24 protein-coding genes and 1 riboswitch are annotated in these 26,998 nt (G+C 69.7%); of the genes, 11 read left to right on the top strand and 13 right to left on the bottom strand.

From position 1 onward, the window contains the following. Window positions 1-30: 30 nt before the first annotated feature. Window positions 31-1,368 (bottom strand): MATE family efflux transporter, encoded by a 1,338-nt coding sequence (locus tag ACH41F_RS21190; protein WP_398836920.1) that lies wholly within the window; start codon window positions 1,366-1,368, stop codon window positions 31-33. A 458-nt stretch (window positions 1,369-1,826) separates the two neighbouring features. Here ACH41F_RS21190 and dnaB point away from each other — a divergent pair, with 458 nt between their 5' ends. Beyond that, the gene (gene dnaB / locus ACH41F_RS21195) at window positions 1,827-3,299 is read left to right on the top strand and encodes a replicative DNA helicase (RefSeq protein ID WP_398836922.1); all 1,473 of its coding nucleotides are present in this window, start codon (window positions 1,827-1,829) and stop codon (window positions 3,297-3,299) included. 64 nt (window positions 3,300-3,363) lie between these two features. After that, the gene (locus tag ACH41F_RS21200; protein ID WP_398836924.1) at window positions 3,364-4,749 is read left to right on the top strand and encodes a serine hydrolase domain-containing protein; all 1,386 of its coding nucleotides are present in this window, start codon (window positions 3,364-3,366) and stop codon (window positions 4,747-4,749) included. 258 nt (window positions 4,750-5,007) lie between these two features. On the opposite strand, the gene ACH41F_RS21205 is transcribed toward ACH41F_RS21200, so the two are convergent. Next, window positions 5,008-5,460 carry a GNAT family N-acetyltransferase gene (locus ACH41F_RS21205; protein WP_398836926.1) on the bottom strand — a complete coding sequence of 151 codons (453 nt, stop codon included), beginning with the start codon at window positions 5,458-5,460 and terminating at the stop codon, window positions 5,008-5,010. Between the two features lie 9 nt (window positions 5,461-5,469). Next, window positions 5,470-5,928: a MarR family transcriptional regulator gene (locus ACH41F_RS21210; RefSeq protein WP_391233499.1), complete on the bottom strand. Its 459-nt coding sequence runs from the start codon at window positions 5,926-5,928 to the stop codon at window positions 5,470-5,472. A gap of 140 nt (window positions 5,929-6,068) precedes the next feature. On the opposite strand from ACH41F_RS21210, the gene ACH41F_RS21215 reads away from it, so the two are divergent. Continuing rightward, on the top strand, window positions 6,069-7,277 hold the full coding sequence (locus tag ACH41F_RS21215) for an MFS transporter (RefSeq protein ID WP_398836928.1): 1,209 nt from the start codon (window positions 6,069-6,071) through the stop codon (window positions 7,275-7,277). A 177-nt stretch (window positions 7,278-7,454) separates the two neighbouring features. Here the strand turns inward: ACH41F_RS21215 and ACH41F_RS21220 are convergent, their stop codons facing one another. Then, window positions 7,455-8,321: a GNAT family N-acetyltransferase gene (locus ACH41F_RS21220; protein ID WP_398836930.1), complete on the bottom strand. Its 867-nt coding sequence runs from the start codon at window positions 8,319-8,321 to the stop codon at window positions 7,455-7,457. Window positions 8,322-8,550: 229 nt separating this feature from the next. Between ACH41F_RS21220 and ACH41F_RS21225 the strand changes: the two genes are divergently transcribed. Both ACH41F_RS21225 and ACH41F_RS21230 read left to right on the top strand, forming a co-directional pair. Continuing rightward, window positions 8,551-9,183: an HAD-IB family phosphatase gene (locus ACH41F_RS21225; RefSeq protein ID WP_391233502.1), complete on the top strand. Its 633-nt coding sequence runs from the start codon at window positions 8,551-8,553 to the stop codon at window positions 9,181-9,183. Window positions 9,184-9,610: 427 nt separating this feature from the next. Continuing rightward, a complete protein-coding gene (locus ACH41F_RS21230) occupies window positions 9,611-11,170 on the top strand; it encodes a globin domain-containing protein (RefSeq protein ID WP_398836931.1) in 1,560 nt (519 codons plus the stop codon). Window positions 11,171-11,270: 100 nt separating this feature from the next. Here the strand turns inward: ACH41F_RS21230 and ACH41F_RS21235 are convergent, their stop codons facing one another. The 5 genes from ACH41F_RS21235 to ACH41F_RS21255 form a co-directional block, all read right to left on the bottom strand. Further along, a complete protein-coding gene (locus ACH41F_RS21235) occupies window positions 11,271-11,753 on the bottom strand; it encodes an NUDIX domain-containing protein (RefSeq protein WP_391233504.1) in 483 nt (160 codons plus the stop codon). Window positions 11,754-11,841: 88 nt separating this feature from the next. After that, window positions 11,842-12,747 carry a LysR family transcriptional regulator gene (locus ACH41F_RS21240; protein WP_398836933.1) on the bottom strand — a complete coding sequence of 302 codons (906 nt, stop codon included), beginning with the start codon at window positions 12,745-12,747 and terminating at the stop codon, window positions 11,842-11,844. 280 nt (window positions 12,748-13,027) lie between these two features. After that, window positions 13,028-14,239: a cystathionine gamma-lyase gene (locus tag ACH41F_RS21245; protein WP_398836934.1), complete on the bottom strand. Its 1,212-nt coding sequence runs from the start codon at window positions 14,237-14,239 to the stop codon at window positions 13,028-13,030. After that, complete coding sequence (locus tag ACH41F_RS21250; protein ID WP_391233507.1) at window positions 14,236-14,733, bottom strand: low molecular weight protein-tyrosine-phosphatase; 498 nt, start codon at window positions 14,731-14,733, stop codon at window positions 14,236-14,238. Before ACH41F_RS21250 ends, ACH41F_RS21245 begins: the two co-directional genes overlap by 4 nt. Window positions 14,734-14,740: 7 nt before the next feature. Next, window positions 14,741-15,118, bottom strand: a complete 378-nt coding sequence (locus ACH41F_RS21255) for a phage holin family protein (RefSeq protein ID WP_391233508.1) — start codon at window positions 15,116-15,118, stop codon at window positions 14,741-14,743. Between the two features lie 60 nt (window positions 15,119-15,178). Between ACH41F_RS21255 and ACH41F_RS21260 the strand changes: the two genes are divergently transcribed. The 4 genes from ACH41F_RS21260 to ACH41F_RS21275 all read left to right on the top strand — a co-directional run bounded on the left by ACH41F_RS21260 (window position 15,179) and on the right by ACH41F_RS21275 (window position 17,681). Further along, a complete protein-coding gene (locus ACH41F_RS21260; RefSeq protein ID WP_391233509.1) occupies window positions 15,179-15,496 on the top strand; it encodes a cupin domain-containing protein in 318 nt (105 codons plus the stop codon). A 181-nt stretch (window positions 15,497-15,677) separates the two neighbouring features. Beyond that, complete coding sequence (locus ACH41F_RS21265) at window positions 15,678-15,890, top strand: DUF5326 family protein (protein ID WP_190071059.1); 213 nt, start codon at window positions 15,678-15,680, stop codon at window positions 15,888-15,890. 523 nt (window positions 15,891-16,413) lie between these two features. Next, a complete protein-coding gene (locus ACH41F_RS21270; RefSeq protein ID WP_391233664.1) occupies window positions 16,414-17,148 on the top strand; it encodes an IclR family transcriptional regulator C-terminal domain-containing protein in 735 nt (244 codons plus the stop codon). A 95-nt stretch (window positions 17,149-17,243) separates the two neighbouring features. Next, the gene (locus tag ACH41F_RS21275) at window positions 17,244-17,681 is read left to right on the top strand and encodes an SsgA family sporulation/cell division regulator (RefSeq protein WP_391233510.1); all 438 of its coding nucleotides are present in this window, start codon (window positions 17,244-17,246) and stop codon (window positions 17,679-17,681) included. 277 nt (window positions 17,682-17,958) lie between these two features. Here ACH41F_RS21275 and ACH41F_RS21280 read toward each other — a convergent pair whose 3' ends face one another. After that, a complete protein-coding gene (locus ACH41F_RS21280) occupies window positions 17,959-19,827 on the bottom strand; it encodes a YibE/F family protein (RefSeq protein ID WP_398836937.1) in 1,869 nt (622 codons plus the stop codon). A 71-nt stretch (window positions 19,828-19,898) separates the two neighbouring features. Continuing rightward, window positions 19,899-20,088: riboswitch (TPP riboswitch) on the top strand. On the opposite strand from ACH41F_RS21280, the gene thiC reads away from it, so the two are divergent. Continuing rightward, window positions 20,081-21,886 carry a phosphomethylpyrimidine synthase ThiC gene (gene thiC / locus ACH41F_RS21285; RefSeq protein ID WP_398836939.1) on the top strand — a complete coding sequence of 602 codons (1,806 nt, stop codon included), beginning with the start codon at window positions 20,081-20,083 and terminating at the stop codon, window positions 21,884-21,886. Its footprint overlaps the riboswitch before it by 8 nt. A 178-nt stretch (window positions 21,887-22,064) precedes the next feature. On the opposite strand, the gene ACH41F_RS21290 is transcribed toward thiC, so the two are convergent. The 3 genes from ACH41F_RS21290 to ACH41F_RS21300 all read right to left on the bottom strand — a co-directional run bounded on the left by ACH41F_RS21290 (window position 22,065) and on the right by ACH41F_RS21300 (window position 25,515). Further along, window positions 22,065-22,931, bottom strand: coding sequence for a hypothetical protein (locus tag ACH41F_RS21290; protein WP_391233513.1), 867 nt, complete (start codon window positions 22,929-22,931; stop codon window positions 22,065-22,067). A 193-nt stretch (window positions 22,932-23,124) separates the two neighbouring features. Beyond that, a complete protein-coding gene (locus ACH41F_RS21295; protein WP_391233514.1) occupies window positions 23,125-24,201 on the bottom strand; it encodes a metallophosphoesterase in 1,077 nt (358 codons plus the stop codon). A 201-nt stretch (window positions 24,202-24,402) separates the two neighbouring features. Continuing rightward, on the bottom strand, window positions 24,403-25,515 hold the full coding sequence (locus ACH41F_RS21300) for a substrate-binding domain-containing protein (RefSeq protein ID WP_391233515.1): 1,113 nt from the start codon (window positions 25,513-25,515) through the stop codon (window positions 24,403-24,405). A 397-nt stretch (window positions 25,516-25,912) separates the two neighbouring features. Here ACH41F_RS21300 and hisC point away from each other — a divergent pair, with 397 nt between their 5' ends. Continuing rightward, entirely contained in the window at window positions 25,913-26,992 is a 1,080-nt protein-coding gene (hisC, locus tag ACH41F_RS21305) for a histidinol-phosphate transaminase (protein ID WP_391233516.1), read from the top strand. Window positions 26,993-26,998: the final 6 nt, after the last annotated feature.

Here is a 26,998-nt window from a genome sequence, read left to right on the forward strand (position 1 = left end):
GTGGCAGGACTGGTGTTTCACGTGAAACGGTCAGCGGGTCGCGCCGGTCACGATCCAGCGGCCTGACCGGGAACGGAGCCACAGCGTCAGCAGCCGTACCGCCATCATCAGCGTCATCGCTGCCCAGACCGCGGTGAGACCTCCGCCGAGGGCGGGGATGAGCAGAGCCACCGGGGCGAAGACCGCCAGGGTCAGCACCATGGCCCAGGCGAGGTACGGTCCATCGCCCGCGCCCATGAGGACACCGTCCAGTACGAAGACGATCCCGCAGATCGGTTGGGCGAGCGCCACCACGAGCAGGGCGGGCAGTGCTGCTCCCTTCACCACGGAGTCGCTGGTGAACAGCGGAAGGAAGACAGGCCGGGCCAGTACGACCGCGATACCGAGCAGCACGCCGACCGCGATCCCCCACTGCACCATGCGACGGCAGGCCTCGCGGGCGCCTTGGGCGTCGCCCGCACCGAGATAGCGCCCGATGATGGCCTGTCCCGCGATGGCGATGGCATCCAGGGCGAAGGCGAGCAGGCTCCACAGGGACAGGATGATCTGGTGGGCCGCGATGTCGGCGTCGCCGAGGCGGGCTGCCACAGCCGTGGCGATCATGAGGATGGCCCGGAGGGAGAGCGTACGGACGAGCAGCGGGACGCCGGCTTGTGCCGAGGCCCGGATACCTGCGGCATCGGGGCGCAGCGAGGCACCGTGGGCGATGGCTCCGCGGACGACCACGACAAGGTAGACGGCGGCCATCCCGCACTGGGCGATGACCGTGCCCCAGGCAGAGCCGGCGATGCCGAGGTCGGCGCCGTAGACGAGGCCGACGTTGAGGGCGGCGTTGGCGACGAAGCCGCCCACGGCTACATACAGAGGGGTCCTGGTGTCCTGGAGGCCGCGGAGGACTCCGGTCGCGGCGAGGACGACGAGCATGGCCGGGATGCCCAGGGACGAGATGCGCAGATAGGTGATCGCGTAGGGGGCGGCGGTGTCGGAGGCGCCGAACAGTTCGACCAGGGCCGGTGCGGTGGGCAGGACGATGGCGACGACAGTGGCACCGAGCAGGAGCGCCAGCCAGATACCGTCCATACCCTGGCGGATGGCGGCCGGGAGATCGTCGGCGCCGACACGTCGGGCTACGGCCGCGGTGGTGGCGTACGCGAGGAAGACGAAGATGCTGACGCCGGTCATGAGGAGGGCTGAGGCGACTCCCAGGCCCGCGAGTTGCGCTGTGCCGAGGTGGCCCACGATTGCGCTGTCGGCCATGACGAAGAGAGGCTCGGCGACGAGCGCGCCGAAGGCCGGAACGGCCAGGGCGACGATCTCGCGGTCGTGCTGTCGCCGTAGGGCGCGCGGGGTCGCGGGAGCGTGTGTCATGAGCACCAATCTAATCGTCCACAGGTAAGCGACGCAATTGACTTGTGACCCTTACTTGCAGTCTTGCGGCGCGTGTGTGCGCGTGTCGATCGATGTGATCTTGGTCCGACTGGGAAAGTTTTTCTTCTGCACAGCCGGTGGACGGGAAGTTCGCAGGTCAGGGTGGTTCCGGTGGGAGAGGCGCGAGCTTGTTCACAGGCCTGTCCACCGTGTCGTGCACAGGTTTCGCGGAGTTCTCCACAGCATCTGGGCCGTCGTCCACATGGCCTGTGGATAACCAGATTGGCTGACGGTGCCGAGGGGCCTACCGTGGTCCGGCGCCCGCTCCGTCCGTCGGCCTGGAAACCATCACAAAACCGACGCGCCCGAACCGGAGTTGGGCCTCTTATTTGTCAGTGCCGTGCCGTAGAACAGAGGGCACGGCGAGGTCCGCTCGGCGGACGGGAGGAGGTGGCTCGGTGAGCATTTCCGAGCCCTTGGACGATCCGTGGGCCGACAGCGGTCCCAGTGATCGCCTGCCCGCCTCGCGTCGCCGCGGCGACGGTGGCCGGGGCCGAGACGAGCAGCACGACCGCGGCCGGGAGAACGGCGAATGGGACGGCGGGGGCACGTCCTTCGAGCGCGTGCCGCCGCAGGATCTCGACGCCGAGCAGTCCGTGCTCGGCGGCATGCTGCTGTCCAAGGACGCGATCGCCGACGTCGTGGAGGTCATCAAGGGCCACGACTTCTACAAGCCGGCGCACGAGACCATCTTCCAGGCGATCCTCGATGTCTACGCCAAGGGCGAGCCGGCCGACCCGATCACCATCGCGGCCGAACTCACCAAGCGCGGCGAGATCAACAAGGTCGGCGGAGCATCGTATCTGCACACCCTCGTCCAGACGGTGCCCACGGCAGCGAACGCCGAGTACTACGCGGAGATCGTGCACGAGCGCGCGGTCCTGCGCCGACTCGTCGAGGCCGGCACCCGCATCACCCAGATGGGATACGCGGCCGACGACGACGTCGACGAGATCGTCAACCGCGCCCAGGCCGAGATCTACGCGGTCACCGAGCAGCGCACCAGCGAGGACTACCTCCCTCTCGGCGACATCATGGAGGGCGCGCTCGACGAGATCGAGGCGATCGGCTCCCGCACCGGCGAGATGACCGGCGTGCCCACGGGCTTCACCGACCTCGACTCCCTCACCAACGGGCTCCACCCGGGGCAGATGATCGTCATCGCGGCCCGTCCCGCCATGGGTAAGTCCACGCTCGCGCTGGACTTCGCCCGGGCCGCGTCGATCAAGAACAACCTGCCGAGCGTCATCTTCTCCCTCGAAATGGGGCGCAACGAGATCGCGATGCGTCTGCTGTCCGCCGAGGCGCGCGTGGCCCTGCACCACATGCGCTCCGGGACCATGACGGACGACGACTGGACCCGTCTGGCGCGCCGTATGCCCGAAGTCTCGGCCGCGCCGCTCTACATCGACGACTCCCCGAACCTGTCGATGATGGAGATCCGCGCCAAGTGCCGTCGGCTGAAGCAGCGCAACGACATCAAGCTCGTGATCATCGACTATCTCCAGCTGATGCAGTCCGGCAAGCGCTCCGAGAGCCGTCAGCAGGAGGTCTCGGACATGTCCCGTAACCTCAAGCTCCTCGCCAAGGAGCTGGAGGTCCCGGTCATCGCGCTCTCCCAGCTCAACCGTGGCCCGGAGCAGCGCACGGACAAGAAGCCGCAGGTGTCCGACCTGCGTGAGTCCGGCTCCATCGAGCAGGACGCGGACATGGTCATCCTGCTGCACCGTGAGGACGCCTACGAGAAGGAGTCACCGCGCGCGGGCGAGGCGGACATCATCGTGGGCAAGCACCGTAACGGCCCGACGGCGACGATCACGGTCGCCTTCCAGGGCCACTACTCGCGCTTCGTGGACATGGCGCAGACCTGAGCCGGCCGGCCGCGGCGGCCTCCTGAGTTCGACGTCCGGGCGTGCCGCGGGGTGGACTGGGTCCATGACGACATCTCAGGAGGAGCTGCTCCCGGGCACGCGCCGGGCGTTGCTGCACCGTATCGCCGTGGCCCAGTCCGAGGGGCGCGCGCCGTCGCTGGTCGCGGCGGTCGTACGGGACGGAAGAGCGGTGTGGCACGGCTCGCGGACCTCGGTGGACGGGCACGGGCCGGACGAGAACGTGCAGTACCGGATCGGCTCGATCACCAAGACCTTCACCGCCGTGCTCGTACTGCGGCTGCGCGACGAGGGATTGCTCGACCTCGGTGACGCCCTGGAGAAGCATCTGCCGGGCACCGGCGCGGGGGAGGCCACCATCGCCGAACTGCTCGCCCACACAGCCGGGTTGGCGGCCGAGTCACCGGGGCCGTGGTGGGAGCGCAGTCCGGGCTCCCTGCGTCCCGAACTGACCGATGTGCTCGGTCAGCAGCCCTTCCTGCATCCGATCGGCCGCCGCTTCCACTACTCCAACCCCGGCTACACCCTGCTCGGCGCGCTGGTGGAGAAGCTGCGCGGAGCCCCGTGGGAGGACGTACTGCGGCGCGAGGTGCTCGAACCCCTCGGCCTGGACCGCACGAGCACCCAGCCACGGGCGCCGCACGCGGGCGGCTGGGCGGTGCACCCCTGGGCCGACGTGATGCTTCCGGAACCTACCGAGGACCTCGGGCGGATGGCCCCGGCCGGCCAACTCTGGTCCACCACCGACGACCTGGCGAACTTCGCCGCATTCCTGGCCAGGGGCGACGATCGGGTGCTGCGTCCGGAGACGGTGCGGGAGATGCGGACGCCCGCTGCGCCTGCCGAGGCGGCGGATGTCCTGGACGGCACGGCCTACGGGCTCGGGATGCAGGTGCAGAGCCGGGACGGTCGGCTGCTGGTCGGGCACTCGGGGTCCCTGCCGGGCTTCCTGGCGAACCTCACCATCAGCGTGGCGGACGACGTCGCCGCGGTGGTGCTGGCCAACTGCACCTCCGGGCCGCTCCTCGGCTCCGTGGGCGCCGATCTCGTCCGGATCGTCGCTGAGGCCGAGCCGCGGATGCCCGAGCCGTGGCGTCCGTTGCCCGAAGTCGACTCGGCTGTGCTGGAGTTGGCGGGTCAGTGGTACTGGGGGACACACGCGTTCGCTCTGCGGTTGACGACCGAGGGCGGTGTCTCCCTGGCCCCCTTGAGTGGCGCCGGCCGTGGTTCGCGGTTCCGGGCGAACGGGGACGGCACGTGGACGGGACTGGAGGGCTACTTCGCCGGAGAGCCGCTGAGGGCCGTACGGCGGCCTGACGGCAGCGTGAGCCACCTGGACCTCGGCTCGTTCGTTTTCACGCGTCAGCCGTACGACGAGGGGGCGCCTGTGCCGGGTGGGGTGGACCCGGAGGGGTGGCGCGGGATGGGGTGAGGCGTGGGGGCCTGTTTCACGTGAAACAGGCCCCTCGGTGCCCGGGTGAACCGAGCGGCCCGTCTGGCAGAGAGCCCGATGGCCCCGTCAGGGGGCCCGAGCGGCCCAGCTGCCCTGGTGGCGATCGGCCTGATCGCGGCCACCCGCTCCCGCTGGCGACCGCTGTGGCTGCTGCAGAGGGCCCCGGCGTCGAAGGCATGCACGTCGCAGCCGTGCAGAGCGGCCCGGCCGAGCCTGTCCGGCGTAGGGCTCCCGAGGTCAGAGCGCCATCTTGAAGCCCACGTGTGAGGCCTCGAACCCCAGCCGCTCGTAGAAGCGGTGCGCGTCGGTGCGGGTGGCGTCGGAGGTCAGCTGCACCAACTGGCAGTCCTGGCGCCGGGATTCGTCGATCGCCCACTCGATGAGCTGCGTCCCCAGGCCGCTGCCGCGCTCGTCGGCATGAATGCGGACGCCCTCGATGATCGACCGGGTCGAACCGCGGCGGGAGAGCCCGGGAATGATCGTCAGCTGGAGTGTGCCGACCACCCGGCCCTCGCGGACGGCGACCACCAGGTGCTGGTGGGGGTCGGCGGCGAGCCGCTCCAGCGCCGCCAGGTAGGGGGCGAGGTCGTCCGGTGACTCGCGCTGGGCGCCGAGGGGGTCGTCGGCGAGCATGGCGACGATCGCGGCGACATCGGCAGGGACAGCGGGCCGTATTTCAAGATCTCCCATGGCCGCAGCCTATGCGGGCACCTTCAGCGACTCCACGGCCCGGACCAGAGGGGCCAGTTCGGGGTTCTGGGCCGCTGCGTCAAGGGCCTCACGCAGGGCCGAGTCGTTCGTCGGCCGTGCCTCGTCGAGGAGCCTGAGGCCGGCCTCTGTGACGTTGGTGTAGATGCCCCGACGGTCGGTCGGGCAGAGGTAGCGGGTGAGCAGGCCTCGGTCCTCGAGCCGGGTGACCAGTCGGGTGGTGGCGCTCTGGCTCAGGACGACGGCGTCGGCGACCTGCTTCATCTGCAGATGCCCGCCCTCCCCGTCGTGCTGTCGGCTGAGTACGTCGAGCAGGGAGTACTCGCGGACGCTGAGGTCGTGCTGCGCCTGGAGGGCCCGCTCGATGTGGGCCTCGATCCTCCCGTGGAGCAGGGAGAGGGCGCACCAGCCCTGGGCGAGGGCGGTGAGTGCGGGGTCCGTCGCTGTCATCGGTGCTTCCTTCGTCCCGGAGCGGCTGAGACCAGGATAGAGCACCTCCGCAATAGTCGTCGCTTGCAAATATCAGGCGTCTGCAAGTATTGTCTGGGGTTGTAAAGCGCTCGTGCAATTACTGGAAGGGTGCAGACCCCATGCCTCTCGCGCTCCTCGCCCTCGCGATCGGGGCCTTCGGAATCGGGACCACCGAGTTTGTGATCATGGGCTTGCTGCCCGAGGTCGCCGACGACTTCGGGGTCTCCATTCCCACGGCCGGCTTCCTGGTGACGGGCTATGCGCTCGGCGTCGTGTTCGGTGCCCCGCTGATGACGGCGCTCGGCACCAAGGTCTCCCGCAAGCGGATGCTGATGGTCCTCATGGGCCTGTTCATCGCGGGCAACCTGGTGTCCGCCCTGGCCCCCGCCTTCAGCGTCATGCTGATCGGCCGGGTGGTGGCCTCACTCGCGCACGGCGCCTTCTTCGGTATCGGGTCGGTCGTCGCGGCCGAGTTGGTCGTCCCGGAACGGAAGGCCGGAGCCATCGCGACCATGTTCACCGGTCTCACCGTCGCGAACGTGGTGGGCGTCCCGCTCGGCACACTCGTGGGGCAGAGCGTCGGCTGGAGGGTCACCTTCACCGTCGTCGCCGCGCTGGGCGTCGTAGGGCTGATCGGCATCGCCAAGCTCGTCCCCGACCTGCCCAGGCCGGAGGGCGTGCGTCTGCGCCATGAACTGGCCGCCTTCAAGAACACCCAGGTCCTGCTCGCGATGGCGATGACCGTCCTCGGCTTCGGCGGCGTCTTCGCGGCCATCACCTACATCGCGCCGATGATGACGCACGTCGCCGGGTTCGCCGACGGCTCCGTCACCTGGCTGCTCGTCCTGTTCGGCCTCGGCATGGTCGGCGGCAACCTCGTCGGTGGCAGGTACGCGGACCGCGCCCTGATGCCCCTGCTGTACGTGTCCCTGGGCGCCCTGGCGGTCGTCCTCGCGCTTTTCACGCTCACCGCGCACCACAAGGTCCTCGCGGCCGTCACGATCGTGCTCATCGGTGCCCTCGGCTTCGCCACGGTCCCGCCGCTGCAGAAGCGCGTCCTCGACCAGGCGCATGGCGCCCCCACCCTCGCGTCGGCCGTGAACATCGGCGCGTTCAACCTGGGCAACGCGCTGTCCGCCTGGCTCGGCGGCCTCGTCATCGGCGCCGGCTTCGGCTACACCGCCCCCAACTGGGTGGGGGCCGCTCTCGCCGCAGCCGCTCTGGGGCTGGCCCTTGTCTCCGCCGCTCTTGAGCGTCGCGACCAGGTGGCCAGCCAGGTCATCACGGGTGCCGTACCCGCTGAGCGGAAAGCCACCGTCCCTCACTGAACCACACGCGGCACGACGGCGATGCCGGGATCCGAAAGGACCCGGCATCGCCGTGCGGGCGTTTCTCAGCCCGCCGCCGTCACCATGCGGGCGAGCCTCGGCCGGTCGTCACCATCGAGGCACTCTCCCCTGGACGCACCATCCCCGCCGCGGTCCTCTCCTCCGCTGCGACGTTCCTCACCCCGCTGCGACCGTCACCGGCGCGAACCGTCGGCTCCAGTCGCCAGGCAGATCCGAAATGCCGTAGGTCATGACCGAGTTGAAGGCGACGGACTCCAGTCCCCGGTCCTTCACCCACGTCAGCAGCTCTTCGTGCCGCACGTCGATGTCGGTACGCAGGGAGCGGTCGGTGTGGGCGGCGAGGGAGGCGATGAGCGCCTTCGCCGTCTCGGTGTCCCGGGCGACCAGTGGACCCACGACGTGCGTGTCCTGATTGGGCCACGCACCCGCGTACCCGATGATCCGGCCGTTCTCCTCGGCGACCCGCAGCTGGTCGGCGAAGGCGGGCAGGCGCGTGACGATGTGGGTGCGGTCGGAGCCGAAGACCTCCTCGTCGAGGCGGAGGATGGCGGTGAGGTCCTCGGCGGTGGCCGCGCGGGTGGCGACCGTGGGCCGGTAACCACCGTCCCTGAGACGGCCCCGGACCATTTCCGCCCGCCCGGTGACCTTGAAGCCGAGTTCCTCGTACAGCGGGCGTCCGTTCGGCGTCGCGTGCAGCGTCAGCGGGGTGGTGCCCATCGCCGCGAGCACGTGACGCATCAGTCGGCGGCCGATGCCCTGGCGTGCGTGCCGCTCGGCGACCAGGACCATGCCGATCGCTCCCAGATCGGGGCGGTCGTGGGGGCCGTACTCCGTGACGGCGCAGGCGGTGACAAGGCCTCCGGCGGGGTCGTCGATGCCGTATCCCTTTCCGGCTGTGAGGAGGAAGCCCCACTTGTGCTCCTCGCGCGGCCACCCCCGGTCTTCGGACAAGTCGGCGCAGGCGGTGAGATCGCGCCGGGTCAGTCGGCGGATGGGCAGATCGGCGAGGGAAGGTGTCGACACGCAGGTCAGGCTGTCTGACGGGTGCCCTCGGCGTCCACCTGTTTCCGATGAGACGTACGAGGTTTTGGCCACGCCGACGCCGCCCGTACAGCGTCCCGACAACGCGTTCATGTTTCACGTGAAACATGGGCGAGCGGATGGCAACGGATGACCCGAATCGGGGCCCCGTCCAGAGAGTGCGGCGTCCTCGAGTGACGTGCTGAAAGCCGGCCCGGTTAGCCTCGGCACCATGGCCAGACTTCATCTCTTCGATCTCGACGGCACGTTGCTGTACGGCACTTCCTCGCCCGTGGAGATCTCTCGGCAACTAGGGCTGGAAGCTGAGGCAGTGGCGCTCGACCAGGCGATCGCGGCGGGGCTGATAGACCCGCCCGAGTATGCGCTGCGGGTACGCGAACTGTGGGCGGAGCTCACCGAGGCTCATGTGGCCGCTGCTTTCGAGGGTGCTCCCTGGCTGGCCCGCATTCGTGACGTCTGGGAGGCGATCCGGGAAGACGGTGACTACTGCGCCGTCGTGTCGCTCTCGCCGTCCTTCTTCGTCGAGCGGCTGACCACGTGGGGTGCGCACGCGGCCCACGGATCACGTTTCCCCGCTGTGCCGTTCACCGAGCCCGTCGACCCGTCCGGAATTCTCAGTGCCGCGGCCAAGGTCCTGATCGCCGACCGGCTCTGCGCGGAGTTCGGAGTGACTCGTGCCGACTGTGTCGCTTATGGGGACTCGTCCTCGGACAAGGACCTCTTCGGCGTTGTCTCCCTCTCCGTGGCGGTCAATGCGGACAGTCATCTGTCTGCTCTCGCGACCCATGCCTACACGGGCAGAGATCTGTGGGCCGCCTATGAATTGGTGCGCCACGCCCGGTGATCGGGGCGATCGACGGTTCGCCTCTCGCTCCTTTCATGGGTGCACGAGAGGGACGCGTGGGCGGCACGACGATCGGTAGGGTCGACTTCGGCACTTGTTCGGCGAGATGCGCACATCCCCGTACAGCGCGGTGTCCAGACCGACAACAAGGCAGAACAGCGTAACGGGATGCGGAGATCAAAGACCCGCGTTCTCGGTTATGCGGCCAGTGCGCTCCCGCGCGATGGGATGCTGCGGTGAGGGTCTGCGGCCCATGTCATCACTCTCGCCTTGCCTGTCCGTGTGGAGCGCGAAATACGGGGTGATTGCGGGCCGCATCGGCCATGAGCACGAACGGGGAAAGCGAACCGTCTGCGGGGGAAAGCAGGCACATTCCGACCGAGGAAGTGCGCAGACCGACCGAAAGATGTTCGAGGCGAGGCACATCATGGACGCTCCGACCACCACGTCGGCCGACAACGGCACTTGCGGCGGCGGGGACGGCTGGTTCACGCCACACAAGCAGCCGGCGTCGGCACCCGGCAACGGACAGGAGACCACCGAGGGAAGCCGCCTCGCGGCACTGCGTCCGGTCGGCAGGACCACATCGGGCTTCGGCACGGATTCATCGGCTGCCGACGCGGCTGCACCGGGCTCCGACACGGACATGCCGGCTTCCGACACGAGCGCATCGGGCTTCGACACCGACGCACCGGGGTCCAGGACGAGCGCGTCGGCACCACTGGACATCGCACCGCCCGCCCAGGGCGAACCGACGCCGCTGACACCGGCATCCGCCTCCCACGACGTACCCCGACCCGCTCCGGCGCGCCTTCCCCTGCCCGAGCACCGCGCGTCTTCGCAGCGCTCCACCCCGGCGCGGGTCCAGCAAGCCTCACCGGACGCGGTCCTCATCCGCCGGACCATGGCGGAGATCGCCCCCGTGGCCGACAAGGTCACCTCGTACTTCTACGCGCTGCTCTTCGTCCGCCACCCCGGCCTGCGCTCGCTCTTCCCGGCCGCCATGGACACCCAGCGGGACCGGCTGCTCAGGGCGCTGCTCACCGCGGCCGAGCACATCGACAACACCCCCGTGCTCGTCGACTACCTCCAGAACCTCGGCCGCGGCCACCGCAAGTACGGCACCCGCCCCGAGCACTACCCGGCCGTGGGTGAGTGCCTCATCGGTGCCCTCAGCAAGTACGCCGAGCGGATCTGGGACCCGGAGCTGGAGGCCGCCTGGGTCCGGGCGTACACGACGATCTCGCAGGTGATGATCGACGCGGCGGCCGTCGACGAACTGCGCGCCCCGGCCTGGTGGTACGCGGAGGTCGTCTCGCACGACCTGAGGACACCGGACGTCGCTGTCGTCACCGTACGGCCGGACCAGCCCTACCCCTTCCTCGCAGGCCAGTACACCAGCCTGGAGACGCCCTGGTGGCCGCGGATCTGGCGGCACTACTCCTTCGCCTCGGCGCCGCGCTCGGACGGCCTGCTGTCGTTCCACGTGAAGGCCGTCCCGGCGGGCTGGGTCTCCAACGCCCTGGTGCACCGCGCCCGGCCCGGTGACATCCTCCGGCTCGGCCCGCCCACCGGTTCCATGACCGTGGACCACACCACCGACAGCGGACTGCTCTGCCTGGGCGGCGGCACCGGCATAGCGCCCATCAAGGCCCTGGTCGAGGATGTCGCCGAACGCGGAGAGCGACGGCAGGTCGAGGTCTTCTACGGCGCCCGCACCGACCACGACCTGTACGACATCGACACGCTGCTCAGGCTCCAGCAGTCGCACCCGTGGCTCTCTGTCCGCGCGGTCATCGACCAGCAGGCCCGCGTTCAGCTTCCCGAGGCCATCCGCAGGTACGGGCCCTGGAACGAGGTCGACGCCTTCCTCTCGGGCCCGCCCGGAATGATCCGCAGCGGCGTGGACGCCCTGAGGGACATCGGTATCCCGTCGGAGCGCATACGCCATGACTCGGTCGAGGAACTCGCCGTCGTCGGGGACTGACCTCGGCCCGGCCAAGACTTGGCGAAGGCCACCGCCCCCAGCCCGGCCAAGGACGCCGTCCCCGGCTCAGCTCGGTCCGCCCCAAGGCTCAGTCGAGGCCTCAGCCCAGGTCAGGCGCGTGCATGGCGCGAACGCCCTCGATGTTCCCGTCCAGATAGTGCCGCAGCGACAGCGGTACGAGGTGGACGGAGGCGATCCCGACACGAGTGAACGGCACCCGCACGATCTCGTACTCCCCGACGGGTTCGTCGACTTCAGGGCCGTGCCGCAGCGAGGTGTCCATGGACTCCATGTGGCAGACGAAAAAGTGCTGGACCTTCACTCCCGTCGCGCCCCCGTCCTCGCCGATGTGCTCCACGGTGTCGACGAAGCAGGGCACCACGTCGGTGATCTTGGCGCCGAGCTCCTCGTACACCTCGCGGTGCAGAGCGTGGACCACGGTCGGGTCCTCCGGTTCGACCCCGCCACCGGGCGTGATCCAGTAGGGATCCAGACCAGGTTTGCTGCGCTTGATCAGGATCAGGTCGTCGCCGTCCAGAAGGACGGCGCGGGCGGTGCGCTTGACCACGGGTCGGACGGTCATGGGTGAAATGTGGCCCCGTTGGTTCCACGTGAAACATCGCGCATCGTGATCAGCCGAGTTCACCGGGTGATACGAAGAAAGCCGCAGGTCAGCACCAGTCCGCAGCGGCCTGCAGCAGCCATTCGTGAGCGCGTGCGACATGTGGCATCGCCAGGGTGCCCGTCCGGACCACCAGGAAGTACGTGCGCAGGGGTGGTACCGCCGGATGGTGCAGGGCCACGACGTCACCACGCTCCAGGGCGGGCGCGCACAGGTAGCTGGGCAGCACCGCGAGCCCGGCACCCGCCACCGCGCAGGCGAGCGCCGCGCGCAGATCGGGAACGATGACCGTGCCCGGCATGGCCGGACGGCAATCGAAGACCGAGGCCCAGTAGCGGGAGACGAACGGCAGTGACTCGTGCACCTCGATCACCGGAAGGCCCTTGAGGGCGGGGGCGCCGGTGCGTCGCAGGGTCCCGGTGTCGATCCGTTTCGTCCAGTGCGGGGCGGCGACCAGGACGTGCACTTCGTCGCAGAGCGCAGTCGCCGTGAGCAGAGCACCGCGCGGACGGGCCGTCGTGATGGCCAGATCGTGGTGCCCGGCGGCCAGACCTTCCAGGGTCTCCTCGGCATTCCCGAAGGAGGCGCGCAGTGCGAACCCCTGACCGTCCTCGCCGGTCAGCTCCGTGAGGGCAGGCAGGGCTCGCTCGGCGGTGAACTCGGGTGGCCCGGCGAGATGGAGGGTGCGCAGGGAGGACTCGTCGGCCAGGCCGGTCTCGGTGATCTCGACCAGGGCGTCGAGGTGCGGCGCGGCCTTGTGGGCGAGTTCGTCGCCGATGCTGGTCGGGGTCACCCCGCGGGCCTGCCGTAGAAAGAGCGGGCGCCCCAACTGCCGCTCCAGCGTGCGGATCTGCGAGGTCACGGCCGGCTGCGAGAGGCCGAGGAGCGCGGCGGCGCGAGTGAAGGAGCCGGCCCGGTGCACGGTCACGAAGGTCCGCAGCAAGGCCAGATCCATACCAGGCCCTCCCCTTCGTCGCCCTGCCCCGGCCCCGAACCCGCCCAACTATAAATATGTCGATAGGCGGCTGTCGCTACTGTGATTGGACACTGACACAGAGTCAACTAGCCTTGTTGGCGCGGTTCTTCGCGCGCGGAACCGAGGACGGTCCGAGCCACGAGGGGGGAGGCTCGGACCGTTCACTGTCGTAGCCGGACAGTGATCGACGCACAGCGTCCGGCGGACATCGATCGACGGACAGGGATCGCCAGGCGATGATCGCCTGGCGGCGCGGCGGTCAGTGCGCGGACTCGTCCAGCGCGCGCAGCACGTCCGCCACCAGGTCCTCGGGGTCCTCGGCGCCGACGGAGAAGCGGATGAAGCCGTCCGGCACGTCGTCCCCGCCCCAGCGCCCCCGCCGCTCGGCCGTGGAACGCACCCCGCCGAAGCTCGTCGCGTCGTCCACGAGCCGCAGCGCGTCGAGGAAACGGTCGGCACGCGCGCGCGTGGGCAGCGTGAAGGAGACCACGCACCCGTAACGCCGCATCTGCTGCGAGGCGACCTTGTGCGAGGGGTCGTCGGGCAGCCCTGGATAGCGCAGTTCGGAGATCTCCGGGCGCGCCTTCAAGGCCTCGGCGAGCCGAAGCGCGGTCGCGTTCTGCCGGTCCACCCGCAGCTGGAGCGTCGCGATCGAACGGTGCGCGAGCCAGGCCTCCATGGGACCCGGGATCGCTCCGACGATCTTCCGCCAGCGTCGTACGGCCGTCATCGCCTCGCCCTCACGGCCGACGACGTACCCCAGCAGGACGTCTCCGTGCCCCGTGAGCTGCTTGGTCCCGCTCGCCACGGAGAAGTCGGCGCCGAGCTCCAGAGGCCGCTGCCCGAGCGGGGTCGCGAGGGTGTTGTCGACCGCGACGAGGGCGCCACGCGCGTGTGCCGCCTCGACGAGCCGCCGGATGTCGCACACGTCGAGCCCCGGGTTCGAGGGCGTCTCGATCCACAGCAGCTTCGCGCCGTCCAGGACCTCCAGCTGCGCGTCACCGCCGGTGGGGGCGGTCCGCACCTCGATGCCGTACGCCTCCAGCTGCGCGCGCACCAGGGGCAGCACCTGGTAGCCGTCGGCGGGCAGCACGACCGCGTCCCCGGCGCGCAGCTGCGAGAAGAGGACGGAGGAGATGGCGGCCATGCCCGAGGCGAAGACGAGCGTCTGCACGCTGTCCTGTCCGGGTGCCTCCAGTTCGCCGATGGCGCTCTCCAGGAGCGTCCAGGTCGGGTTCTCGTCCCGGCCGTAGGTGTACGGACCGCTGACCTCGCCCGGCAGATGGAAGTGCGCGGCGAACACCGGGCCGGGCAGCGTGGGTTCGTTCCTGACCGGCTCGGGCAGTCCAGCCCGCACCGCGCGCGTGCCGTCGCCGGCGTGCTCCGTCGCTCCCGCGCGTGTGCCGTCGTCGGTGTTCCCCGGCGCTACCGCGCGCGTGTCGTCGCCGGTGTTCTCCGTCGAATCGCTCATGCCACCCGTCCTCGTCCTTCCACGTCCTCGCGTACCGCGGCGAGCAGGCCCTCGCTCGCCGCCTCCACCATCTCAAGGCACTCCTCGAAGCCGTCCATGCCCCCGTAGTACGGGTCCGGGACGTCGAGGTCCGCGCTCGCGGACGGGTCGTAGGAGCGCAGCAGCCGCACCTTCGCGGCGTCCTCCTCGGTGGGGGCGAGGCGGCGCAGGGCCTTGAGATGACCGTGGTCCAGGGCGATGACCAGGTCGAGGCGCTCGAACCACGACGGCTGGAACTGGCGGGCCGTGTGGGCGCTGTCGTAACCGTGCTCCTCGAGGACGGACACCGTGCGCGGGTCGGCGCCGTCGCCCTCGTGCCAGCCGCCCGTGCCGGCGCTGTCGACCTCGACCCGGTCACCGAGCCCGGCCTCCGCGACGCGCGCGCGGAAGACGGACTCGGCCATCGGTGAACGGCAGATGTTGCCGGTGCACACGAAGCAGACCCGATATGTCATGGAGAGCTCAGTCACCGTCGGGCAGAACGACGTTGAGCGCCCAGGACACGATCGAGATGATCAGGCCGCCGAGGACAGCGGTCCAGAAGCCGTCGACGTGGAAACTCAGGTCGACCTTGTCGGCCAGCCACGAGGTCAGCAGCAGCATCAGCGCGTTCACGACCAGGGTGAACAGGCCGAGCGTCAGGATCAGCAGCGGAAGGCTGAAGAGCTGTACGACCGGCTTGACCAGGAAGTTCACCACTCCGAAGATCAGCGCGACGAGGATCAGGGTGGCGATCTTCTTGCCCGTGCTGTCACCGGTCAGGGTGATCTTGTCCAGCAGCCAGACGGCGACCGCCAGGGCGCCCGCGTTGGCGATCGTCTTGACTACGAAATTCTTCATGTGTCTGATCGTGGCAGACGAGATCGGTTACGAGCAGTGCGACAGAGGCGGACGAGGGCGATGAAGGCATTCCGGCTGGACGAACTGGAGGCGGAGCGCGCCGCGAACGAGGGCGCCTACCTGCAGTTTCTGCGGGAACGGAACATGTCGGTCGGCCTGTACGCGCTGGACGCCGGCGAGCATGATCCACAGAAGCCGCACAATCAGGACGAGGTCTACTTCGTGGTGAGCGGCCGCGCGGCGATCACCGTGGGCATGGAGACCACCGAGGTCGCGCGCGGCAGCGTGGTCTATGTCCCGGCCGGGGTCGCCCACAAGTTCCACCACATCAGCGAGGATCTGCGGGTCCTCGTGGTGTTCTCTCCGCCCGAGAGCTGAGCCGCCACCCCGGGATTCCCTAGGGGATCAGTCAGGGGAGGACAAGGGGTGCGAGGCCCCCGCCGGGGTACCTCCCGGACCTAGCATCGAGTGCAGGACAACAGAGGGATCCGGCATCACGAGCCCGGGTCTTCGACCGGACCCGGCACGAGCGACGGGCGGAGAGGTAAGGACGAGAGCAATGGGAGAGATCTTCGCGGGACTGCCCTGGTGGGTGAAGTGGATCGCGGTGCCGGTCATCGCCCTGGTCGTGTTCGGCGGGCTGATAGCCAGCGTCGTCGGCTTCGTCATCGGCCTGCTCTTCAAGCTGCTGGTCTTCGTGGCCCTGGTCGGCGGACTGATCTACGTGGTGCGGAAGTTCATGTCGAGCTCGTCGTCGCGCAGCGACTGGTGACGGGTGGGGGACGGGTGGGGTGTCCGGCGGGGTGCGGTGACACCCACGAGCGTGTCGCCGTATGACGTCCCGACCTCCCCACGCCCCCACGCCCGGCGTCCGACGTCCCGGCGTCCGACGCCGCGGGACCGGCGATCGGTAACAGGAATCACCGGTTCCCTCGGGCGGGGGAAGTTTTCGGCACAGGCTGAGTGCGAGCGGTGACGGACGGTTAAAGTCCGGAATTCGACGCGGGGACGATCCCCCGTGAGCGGCGCACACCCCTCCCGTGTCCCCCCGCGCGGGCGGCCCCCTCGCGCTTCGGGAGTGACCCTTGGCCACGGTTGACACCGCACCCGCACAACCCCTCACGGCACCCACAACATCCCTCACGGCACCCGGCCCGGCCCGGGCTCCCGCCCCGTCATCGACTTCCCGCCCCCGGCCCCCGGAGCAGCCTGTACGCGCGAGTCGGCCCCGCCCGGAGACGCCTCCGTCGCCGACGCGGACCGACGCGCCAGAGGCACCGCACCCTACGACCCTCATCGGGTCCGTGCAGCGCGCCATGCGCCTGCTGGAGTCCGTCGCCGGCCACGAACACGGCGCCCCGGCCAAACAGCTGGCCCGCGAGACCGGCCTCGCCCTGCCCACGGCCTACCACCTGCTGCGCACCCTGGTCCACGAGGGCTATCTGCGCCGGGAGAAGGGGCTGTTCTTCCTCGGTGAGGCGGCGGAGCGGCTCGGCAGCAGCGGAGCCCGGCAGAAACGTCGCAGCACGGTCGCCGAGACACTGGCCCACTGGCGCGACGCCCTCGGCGTGCCCGTGTACTACGCGCTCTACCGGGACGGCGAGATCGAGGTCATGTGCGTCTCCGACACCCCCGGCAACCCGGCGGTCGAGGAATGGGCCGACTTCCGTGAGACCGCGCACGCGCACGCCATCGGACAGTGCCTGCTGTCCCAGCTGGACGAGCAGGCCCGGCGCGACCACCTGGAGCGCTACCCCGTGCAGGCCATCACCCCGTACACCGTGCGGGACGACCACACGCTGCTGCGGCGCCTGGACCGGACGCCGCGCATGGAGCCGGTCTTCGAGCGGCAGGAGTACGCGCTCGGGACGGTGTGTGCGGCGATTCCCCTCACCGTGGGCACCACCGCCGCGACGATGGCCATCTCCCTGCCCGTCCATCAGGCCGACCGGCTGCCCGAGGCCGCCCGTCAGCTACAGAGCGAGGTGGGGCGGCTCCTGGGGTCGTTGGCGATCTCTATCAGTATCTGAAAACTCACTCCTTGTGATCTCTCGTGTACGTTAAGCAAACTTCGACCACAGTCAGAGGGATCATTCCCGGCCAGCGGCAGATGACGGGGTAGACGATGGGTGAGTCCGTACAGGCAGAGGTCATGATGAGTTTTCTCGTCTCCGAGGAGCTCTCCTTTCGCATCCCGGTGGAGCTGGGTTACGAGACCCACGATCCCTACGCCGTGCGGCTCACCTTCCATCTGCCCGGAGACGCGCCGGTGACCTGGGCGTTCGGGCGTGAGCTGATGATCGACGGCGTGGGGCGCCCGTGCGGCGACGGTGACGTGCGCATCGCGCCGGCCGAGGTGGACACGCTGGGTGAGGTCCTGATCCGTCTTCAGGTAGGCGCCGACCAGGCCCTGTTCCGCTCCTCGGCGGCGCCCCTCATCGCCTTCCTCGACCGCACCGACAAGCTGGTGCCGCTCGGCCAGGAGGGTGCGCTCGCGGACTTCGACGCGCACCTCGAGGAGGCGCTGGACCGGATCCTGGCGGAGGAGCAGAGCGCCGGCTGAAGCGTTACGGCACGGAGGGGGCGTAACGCTTCAGCGCGGGCGTGGGGCTCGCGCAGGAACGCTTCTCCTTCGGCGGGGCCTGGGTCTGCCTCGGCCGGGGGCGGGGCCCCTCCGGCGCGGTCGGAGCGGGCCCCCTCCGGCGCGGCCGGCCGTGCCTTGAAGTCGCCCAGGGCCGCGCCATGGTTGCTGCTTCGAGGAGGCTCCTTCGGGGTGCTCTTCCCGGCGGCTGGCACGGCGGCCCTACGGTGCCCCCCGCACGGCAGTCCGGTCAGTCCGGTCAGCGCTTGCGCCGTCGGCCCCGTCCGCCTCGCACCACCGGGATCGGCTGGGTGCCCGACGAGCCCGGCCGGACTCCCGCCGCACTCAGGTCGCCACCCGCGGGGGCGGTCGGGGCGCCCGGAGCGGAACCCGACCCGGACCCTGACCGGTCGGCCGAGACCACCAGCGCCGCGAGGGCGGTCGTGACCGGCACCGATGCGACCAGGCCGATCGAGCCGACCAAGGTGCGCACGATCTCCTCCGCGACCAGCTCGCTGTTGGCGACCGTCCCGACGCTGCTCTGTGCGATGGAGAACAGCAGCAGCAGCGGTAGCGCGGCGCCCGCGTAGGCGAGGACGAGCGTGTTGACGACGGATGCGATGTGGTCGCGGCCGATACGGATGCCTGCGCGGTACAGACCTCGCCAGCCCATCGACGGGTTGGCCTCGTGCAGCTCCCAGACCGCCGACGTCTGAGTGACCGTCACGTCGTCGAGGACACCGAGCGATCCGATGATGACGCCGGCGAGCAGGAGGCCGCTCATGTCGATCGACGGGTACAGGCCATGGATCAGACCGGTGTTGTCGTCCGTGTTGCCGGTGAGCGCGGCCCAGCCGATGAAGAGCGAGCCGAGAATGCCGATCAGCAGCAGTGAGATGAGTGTGCCCAGCACCGCCACGGATGTTCGCGCGGACAGTCCGTGGCACAGGTACAGGGCGATGAGCATGATGGCGCTCGCCCCGACCACGGCCACGACCAGCGGGTTCGAGCCTTGCAGGATCGCGGGCAGGATGAAGAAGTTCAGGATCAGGAAGCTGATCGCCAGCGCGACCAGCGCCATGAGACCTCGCAACCGCCCGACGACCACGACGGCGAGCGCGAAGATACCGGCGAGCAGCCCCATGGGGAGCCTGCGGTTGACGTCGGTGACCGAGTACTGGAGGTCCTTGGGCGCGGAGGGCTCGTACGCGACCACGACTTCCTGGCCCTGACGCAACTGCCGCGACTGGTCCGGCTGCACGATCTCGGTGAACGTACGGCCCTTGTCCTTGCCGGTGTCGACCCGGATCGTCGCCTTCTTGCAGTCGCCCTCAGCCTGCTGCTGGGCGGAGGACCCCTCGGCGGTGGAGGTGTCGCCGGTCGGGGTCTCGCCAGAGGCGTTCACCGACTTGCAGCTCACGCTCACGACCTTGGTGACCGTGGCCTGTTGGGTCTGCCGGTCGAAGCCGACGCCGGTGCGCTCGTGTCCCGGCGCACCCCCCGGCCACAGCACGGCGAGCCCGACGATCACGGCGACACCGAACGGGATGAGGACGGCCGCGATGACCTTGCGCAGATGCTGGGAGACGGGGGCCGCGGGTCCGTGACTGTGGCTGTGGGAGTGACCGTGCCCGCCACCGCCCCGGCCGATACCGTCGCCGCCCCGGCCGCCATCGCCACCGTCACCGCCCCGGCCGCCGCCACCCGAGCCGCCGCCGGAACCTGAGCCGTCACCGGAACCCGAGCCACCGCCGAAACCCGGGCCACCCCTCTGCCCATGCCCCGGGCCGCCGTGCCCGTCTCCCCGATCGTGCCCATGCCCATGCCCATGCTCACGCCCACCACCGGCGTCGTGCCCGTGCCAGTCGTCAGAACCGGAACCGGAACCGGAGCCGTACCCGGCGCCGGAGCCGTACCCGGCAGGACCGAACCCAGGCGCCTGGTCGTACCCAGGTCCTTGGCCGCCCCCAGGCGCCTGGCCACCCCCGGCTCCTTGGCCACCCCCCGGCCCACGGCCGTACCCCGGCTCCGGCCGGCCCCCCGGTCTCGGGCCGTTGCCCGGCCCGCTTCCGGGGCCGGGCCTGCGCGGGGGCTCGGGTGGGTACGGGGGCTGAGGTGTCGTGGTCACCGACCGATCATCGCAAGAACGACAGGGGCCCTCTGTTCACCGCGCCCGAATTGACGCTAGCGTGGGGGCACCTTTGTACACGCGGGAGCTCGGAGCACCGGGCTGAGAGGGCGCTGACCTCCGTCCCAGCGATGTTTCACGTGGAACATCGTCACCAGCGAGTGACGTTCCACACGAAACGTCGGCAGACGGAAGCCGCTGCGTCGACCGCCGAACCTGTTACCGGGTAATGCCGGCGTAGGGAGTAGGTCTCATGACCATCGAGGACGCACGCACGCCTGCCTCCAGCCAGGACGAAGCGCTCATTCAGGGTGAAACGTCAGCAGAAGGCGGGAAGTCCATCGGCTGGCACAAGGCGTATGTCGAGGGCTCGCGCCCCGACCTGCGGGTGCCGGTCCGTCAGGTGCATCTCACCAACGGGCAGTCGGTCACGCTGTACGACACATCGGGCCCGTACACCGATCCCCTGGTCGATACCGACGTCCGCCGTGGCCTGGCGCCGTTGCGGGAGAACTGGATCATCGCCCGGGGTGACACCAAGGAGTACGCGGGCCGTCCTGTCCGCCCCGAGGACGACGGCATCAAGCACACCTCGCCGCGCGGCGGCAATCTGCGCAACCTCGACGCGGTCTTCCCGGGGCGCCCCCGGCTGCCGCGTCGCGGCCGCGACGGCGTGGCGGTCACGCAGCTTGCCTACGCCCGCCGCGGCGAGGTCACGCCGGAGATGGAGTACGTGGCTCTCCGGGAGAACGTGTCCCCCGAGGTCGTCCGGGAGGAGATCGCGGCCGGCCGCGCGGTGCTCCCGGCCAACGTCAACCACCCGGAGATCGAGCCGATGATCATCGGCAAGCGGTTCCTGGTGAAGGTCAACGCCAACATCGGCAACTCGGCGGTCACCTCCTCCATCGAGGAGGAGGTCGAGAAGATGACCTGGGCGACCCGCTGGGGCGCCGACACCGTGATGGACCTGTCCACGGGGCGCAACATCCACACCACCCGCGAATGGGTGCTGCGCAACTCCCCCGTGCCCATCGGCACGGTGCCGCTCTACCAGGCGCTGGAGAAGGTCGACGGCCGCGCCGAGGAGCTGACCTGGGAGATCTACAAGGACACGGTCATCGAGCAGGCCGAGCAGGGCGTGGACTACATGACGGTCCACGCGGGCGTCCGGCTGCCGTACGTCCCACTGACGGCGAACCGCAAGACCGGCATCGTCTCGCGCGGCGGCTCGATCATGGCCGCCTGGTGCCTGGCCCACCACAAGGAGTCGTTCCTGTACGAGAACTTCGAGGAACTCTGCGAGATCCTCGCCGCCTACGACGTCACGTACTCGCTCGGCGACGGCCTGCGGCCCGGTTCGATCGCGGACGCCAACGACGAGGCGCAGTTCGCGGAGCTGCGCACGTTGGGCGAGCTCAACACGATCGCCAAGAGCTTCAACGTACAGACCATGATCGAAGGCCCGGGGCACGTCCCGATGCACAAGATCAAGGAGAACATCGACCTCCAGCAGGAGATCTGCGAGGAGGCGCCGTTCTACACCCTCGGCCCGCTGACCACGGATGTCGCCCCGGCGTACGACCACATCACCTCGGGCATCGGCGCCGCGATGATCGCGTGGTGGGGCACGGCGATGCTCTGCTACGTCACGCCCAAGGAGCACCTGGGCCTGCCCAACCGTGACGACGTGAAGACCGGCGTGATCACCTACAAGATCGCGGCCCATGCGGCGGACCTCGCCAAGGGGCACCCCGGCGCACAGGAGTGGGACGACGCGCTGTCGGACGCCCGCTTCGAGTTCCGCTGGGAGGACCAGTTCAACCTGGCCCTCGACCCCGACACGGCCCGCGAGTTCCACGACGAGACCCTGCCCGCCGAACCGGCCAAGACAGCCCACTTCTGCTCGATGTGCGGGCCGAAGTTCTGCTCCATGAAGATCTCCCAGGACATCCGTCGTCGGCACGGCGGCAGTCAGGAGGAGATCGAGGAGGGCATGGCCCAGAAGTCGAAGGAGTTCGCGGCGGCGGGGAACCGGGTCTATCTGCCCCTCGCCGATTGACCGCCGGCTCCCGCTGATCGGATCCGCGGCTGGGCCGAGCCGCGGATCCGGCGCACGGGGCGTCGGACGCCCCGCCGCGGATGCGCACGTCGTAGGAGTGCTCGGCGTCCCGAGCCGGACGGCCGGCTTGCGCCCCTCGCCCGGCGGAACTCGCCGACGGAGGCGCGCAAGCCGGGGGTCACTCCGGCTGGTGCTCCGGGCCGCCGAAGTCCGGGCTGGTGTAGTCCGGGCTCGTGAAGCTGGGCCGGGGGCTGGCGGGGCCGTCGTCCGGACTGGTGAAGCCGGGGCGGTCGTAGCCGAGCTGCGGCATGCGGCTGGTCGGTGCGGGCGGCGCCGGGCGGTGCAGGGCGGCCGCCGTACCAGGATCGGCGAGCGCGTCGCGCAGGAACGGCAGCACACCCCGCTCCAACAGGGCCTCGCACCAGGCTTCCCTGGCCCGGGACACCTCCCCACTCAGCTCGCCGTACGGCCCGGTGTCGAGCGAGGGCCGGTTGCGCAGGGCGGTGAGCAGCAGGCCGACCGCGGCGACCAGGATGGCGATCGCGGTCACCGCGCCGAACACCCAACCGGTGGTCAGCATGGTCTGGGCGAACGCCGGCTGGGGGTCGAGCATCTTCAGGATGTAGCCCACCAGCAGGAAGATCGCCGCGGCGGTGCCGGCGAGGACGGGAGCCAGGACCGCGACGACGGCGACGGCGCCCGCGCCGGCAGTCTCGGCGACCTCTCCCATGGTGGCGGCGAGTCCCACCGCGCCCGAGCCCGACTCCGGGGAGCCGGTCTCGCGCACGGACGTCGGGGTGGACGGCGCCGGCCGGCGCAGTTCCTCGCGCACCTTGACGTAGTGCTGGTACTCGGTCGCCGCTGCCGCCGTGATGATCGCGGTGGCGTTCAGCGCCATGGTGCGCAGCTGTTCGGGATTGAGCCGCTGTCCCACAGCGGCCAGTTCCGGGCGGTGTGGTGCGGAGCGCAGCGCCTCATCGAGGATCCGCTCGTAATCCTGGCGGTCCTCGCTCAGCAGGTGCTGCGGAACGCTGTTCATGTGCATCCCCCGATGCTCCGTAGGGCTTGGGGCTCGCATGACTGTGAGCCGTCGGGCAGAAACGGAGGGGAGCCTGCTACGGATAAGCCGATGGTAGAGCGGCGACGGCACACGTCGACAGGGGGTTTCCAGAAATTGGGCCCTGGCCTGCGCCGTTCCTGCTTGGTCCGGGACGGGGGATCGTCTGCCCGGTGGAGGTTCAGATATCCAGGGGAAGTTGCTGGACCAGCAGTTTTCCGGCCATGGTCACACCGCCGTCCATGGCGATGGCCAGCCCTTCGGCGTAGACGTGCGGTCCTTCGACGTGGGGGCCCGAGGAGTCCTCGCCGTCCTCGGAGCCGACCTCACCCAGCAGATAGGGGATCGGGCTGTGCCCGTGAACGATCCGGGTGCCGCCGTACGTGTCGAGCAGGGAGCGCACATGGTCGGCGCCGCCCTCGTCGCGGAAGGAGAAGCGCTTGGTGAACTTCCGGAACAGGTCCCAGACCTCGTCCGCGTCGTTGCGTGTGATCGTCTCGCGGACGGTGTCGTTGACCGCCTCGATCGAGTCGCCGTAGTCGAGGTAGGCGGTGGTGTCGGAGTGCACGAGCAGATGGCCGTCGACCGACTCGATGGCGTCCAGGCGGGCCATCCACTGCAGGTGGTGGTCCTGGAGACGGTCCATGTCGGTCTTCTGCCCGCCGTTGAGCAGCCAGGCCGCCTGGAAGGTGGCGGTGCCCGCGCCGGAGTTGACGGGGGTGTCGCCGAACCGCTTGGCGCCGAGCAGCAGCAGCTCGTGGTTGCCCATGAGGGCCTTGCAGTAGCCGCCGGCCGCGGCCGCCTCCGCGGACAGCCGCATCACGAGGTCGATGACGCCGATGCCGTCCGGCCCGCGGTCGGTGAAGTCACCGAGGAACCACAGCCGGGCGGTCCCCGCGCACCAGTTGCCCGCGGCGTCGATGAGGCCCTTCTCCTGGAGGGCCGCCACCAGCTCGTCGAGATAGCCGTGCACGTCACCGACGACGAACAGCGCGCCCGGCCCGGGGCCGGAGGCCGGCTGCGGGACGGCCGAGGGGTCCACGGTCACCTGAAGCGTGTCACCGCGGTTGACGATCGGCAGGTCGCGCTCGGTGGGCGTGTACCCGTCGGGGAAGTCCGCCTCGTGCGGCGGCACGACGTCACCGGGGTGCGCGCTGTGGCCGTACGGACCGGTCTCGTGGACGTACGCGGGTACCCGGAAGTCGCGCAACGTCGCCGTCCGCTCCGCCTCGGGTCCCTGACCGGCCCCCTGAGTCATCAGACCCCTCCACCATCACGCCGCATCTGCACCGCTTCGGACTGCCTGGTCGCAGCGGCCCGCGGTGTCGTGGGCCCATCATAGGAATGCGGATCGCGCCATGTGATGACCCAGGGGTGGTGAATCGGAGCACGACACCTGTTCATCGCGGCATTCGCCCCGATTGGGTCGGGCTTCTGCCGTTGCTGACGGCTTCCGTTTCTACTCCTCCTCGGACGACCGGGGCGGGCTGACGGTCGTCCGGGGCGCACGCCGCTGGGACGACGTGCGCACGATCAGCTCCGTCGGTATCACCTGCTCGACCGGTTGGTCCGATTCGACCCCCTCGATGGCGTCGATGAGGAGCTGGACGACGGCCGTCCCGATGCGCCGCGGCTTCAGGGACAGCGTGGTGATGGGCGGTTCGGTGCTGGCGTAGACGGTGGACTCGGAGCAGCAGACCAGAAGCAGGTCTTCCGGTACGCGCAGTCCGTAGCGGCGGGCCGCGGCGAGCAGATCGGTGCCGTTGGGGTCGAACAGTCCGTAGACCGCGTCGGGGCGGTCGGGCCGGGCCAGCAGCCGGTCGGCGGCGACGGCGCCCGCGCACGGGTCGTGCGCCGGGTAGGCCTCGTAGACCGGGTCCTGGCCGACCCGCTCGCACCAGCGCAGATACGCGGTGGTCGACAGGTGGGTGTACGTGTCGGTCGTGGTCCCGGTCAGCAGGCCGATGCGGCGGGCGCCGGCGTCGGCCAGGTGGTCGAGGATGCCGAGGACGGCGGCCTCGTGGTCGTTGTCGACCCAGGCGGTGACCGGCAGCGCGCCGGCCGGGCGGCCGTCGGAGACGACCGGCACCCCCTGCCGGACCAGTTCGCTGACCACCGGGTCCTGGTCGGAGGGGTCGATGACGACCGTCCCGTCCAGGGCCACGTTCGACCACACGTCGTGGCGTGAGGTGGCGGGCAGGATGACGAGCGCGTAGCCGCGGGCGAGCGCGGCCGAGGTGGCGGCCCGGGCCATCTCGGCGAAGTACGCGAACTCCGTGAAGGTGAAAGGTTCATCCCCGTACGTCGTCACGGTCAGGCCGATGAGGCCCGATTTGCCGGTACGGAGGGTTCGGGCGGCGGCTGACGGGCGATAGCCCAACCGGTCGGCCACCTCGCGGACATGGCGGCGGGTGGCGTCCGGGAGCCGCCCCTTGCCGTTGAGGGCGTCGGAGACGGTCGTGATGGAGACTCCGGCGGCGGCGGCAACGTCTCTGATGCCCGCACGACCCGGCCGGCTGCCTCGACGTGAGGTTTCCGCGCGGCTCACCTGGTGCTTCCCTGCTGCTGTCATGGCGAGCCGATAGTAGGGCTCCGACGGTGGGGTAGGGCGGACGCATATGCACGCGTTGACAGGCACGTTTCTGCATGGTCAAAACCCGTCAATCCCCTTTGAAAGAAAGGGAGTTGAACGATGCAATGGCACTACGTGACTTGTCGACACGGATAGGCCTGCCAAGTCCCCGATGTTTCGAAGAGGTCTCAACTCACCTTCACGGGGGATGCGCGCCACGGCGCGAGCCACCGGCGCGTAGATATATGTGAGCGCGCCCTGTGATTCGTCTGTCTTCGTACGGTGATGCCCCTGATGCCGGTGGGACGGATGAGGTGACGTTCCACCTGTTCGCACAGACGCCCAATCCTCATAAGGTGTGGAGTATTGGATGCCGGTGGTCATGAGGAGGACTGCGGTGAGCGAGACGAGCCCCAAGCTGCGCGCCGAGCTGGAGGGTATCCCCACCTACAAGCCGGGCAAGCCCGCAGCGGCCGACGGCCCGGTCGCCTACAAGCTGTCCTCCAACGAGAACCCCTATCCGCCGCTGCCGGGCGTGATGGAGAGCGTCGCGACCGCGGCCGCCTCCTTCAACCGCTACCCGGACATGGCCTGCACCGGCCTGATGAACGAGCTGTCGGAACGCTTCGGCGTCCCGCTCTCCCACCTGGCCACCGGCACCGGCTCGGTCGGTGTCGCCCAGCAGCTCGTCCAGGCGACCTCGGGACCGGGCGACGAGGTCATCTACGCCTGGCGGTCCTTCGAGGCCTACCCGATCATCACGCAGATCAGCGGGGCGACCTCGGTGAAGGTGCCGCTGACGCCGGGCGATGTGCACGACCTGGACGCGATGGCCGAGGCCATCACCGACCGGACCCGGCTCGTCTTCGTCTGCAACCCCAACAACCCCACGGGCACCGTCGTCAGGCGGGCCGAGCTGGAGCGCTTCCTCGACCGGGTGCCGAGTGACGTCCTCGTGGTGCTGGACGAGGCGTACCGCGAGTTCATCAGGGACCCCGAGGTGCCGGACGGCGTGGAGCTCTACCGGGACCGGCCTAACGTCTGTGTCCTGCGGACCTTCTCCAAGGCGTACGGACTCGCCGGCCTCCGCGTCGGTTTCGCGATCGCCCATGAGCCGGTGGCCGCGGCGCTGCGCAAGACCGCGGTGCCCTTCGGGGTCAGCCAGCTCGCGCAGGACGCGGCGGTCGCCTCGCTGCGGGCCGAGGACGAACTGCTCGGCCGGGTCGGCTCGCTGGTGTGCGAACGCCGGCGGGTGGTCGAGGGGCTGCGCGCCCAGGGCTGGACCGTGCCCGAGACCCAGGCCAACTTCGTGTGGCTGCGCCTGGGGGAGCGCACGGTGGACTTCGCGGCGGCCTGCGACAGGCATGGCGTGGTGGTCCGGCCGTTCCCCGGCGAGGGTGTGCGGGTGACGATCGGCGAGACCGAGGCGAACGACATCTTCCTGAAGGTGACGGAAGAGTTCCGTAAGGAGCTCTAGCTGTTC

The organism is Streptomyces sp. NPDC020489, assembly GCF_044386545.1.
GTDB lineage: Bacteria > Actinomycetota > Actinomycetes > Streptomycetales > Streptomycetaceae > Streptomyces.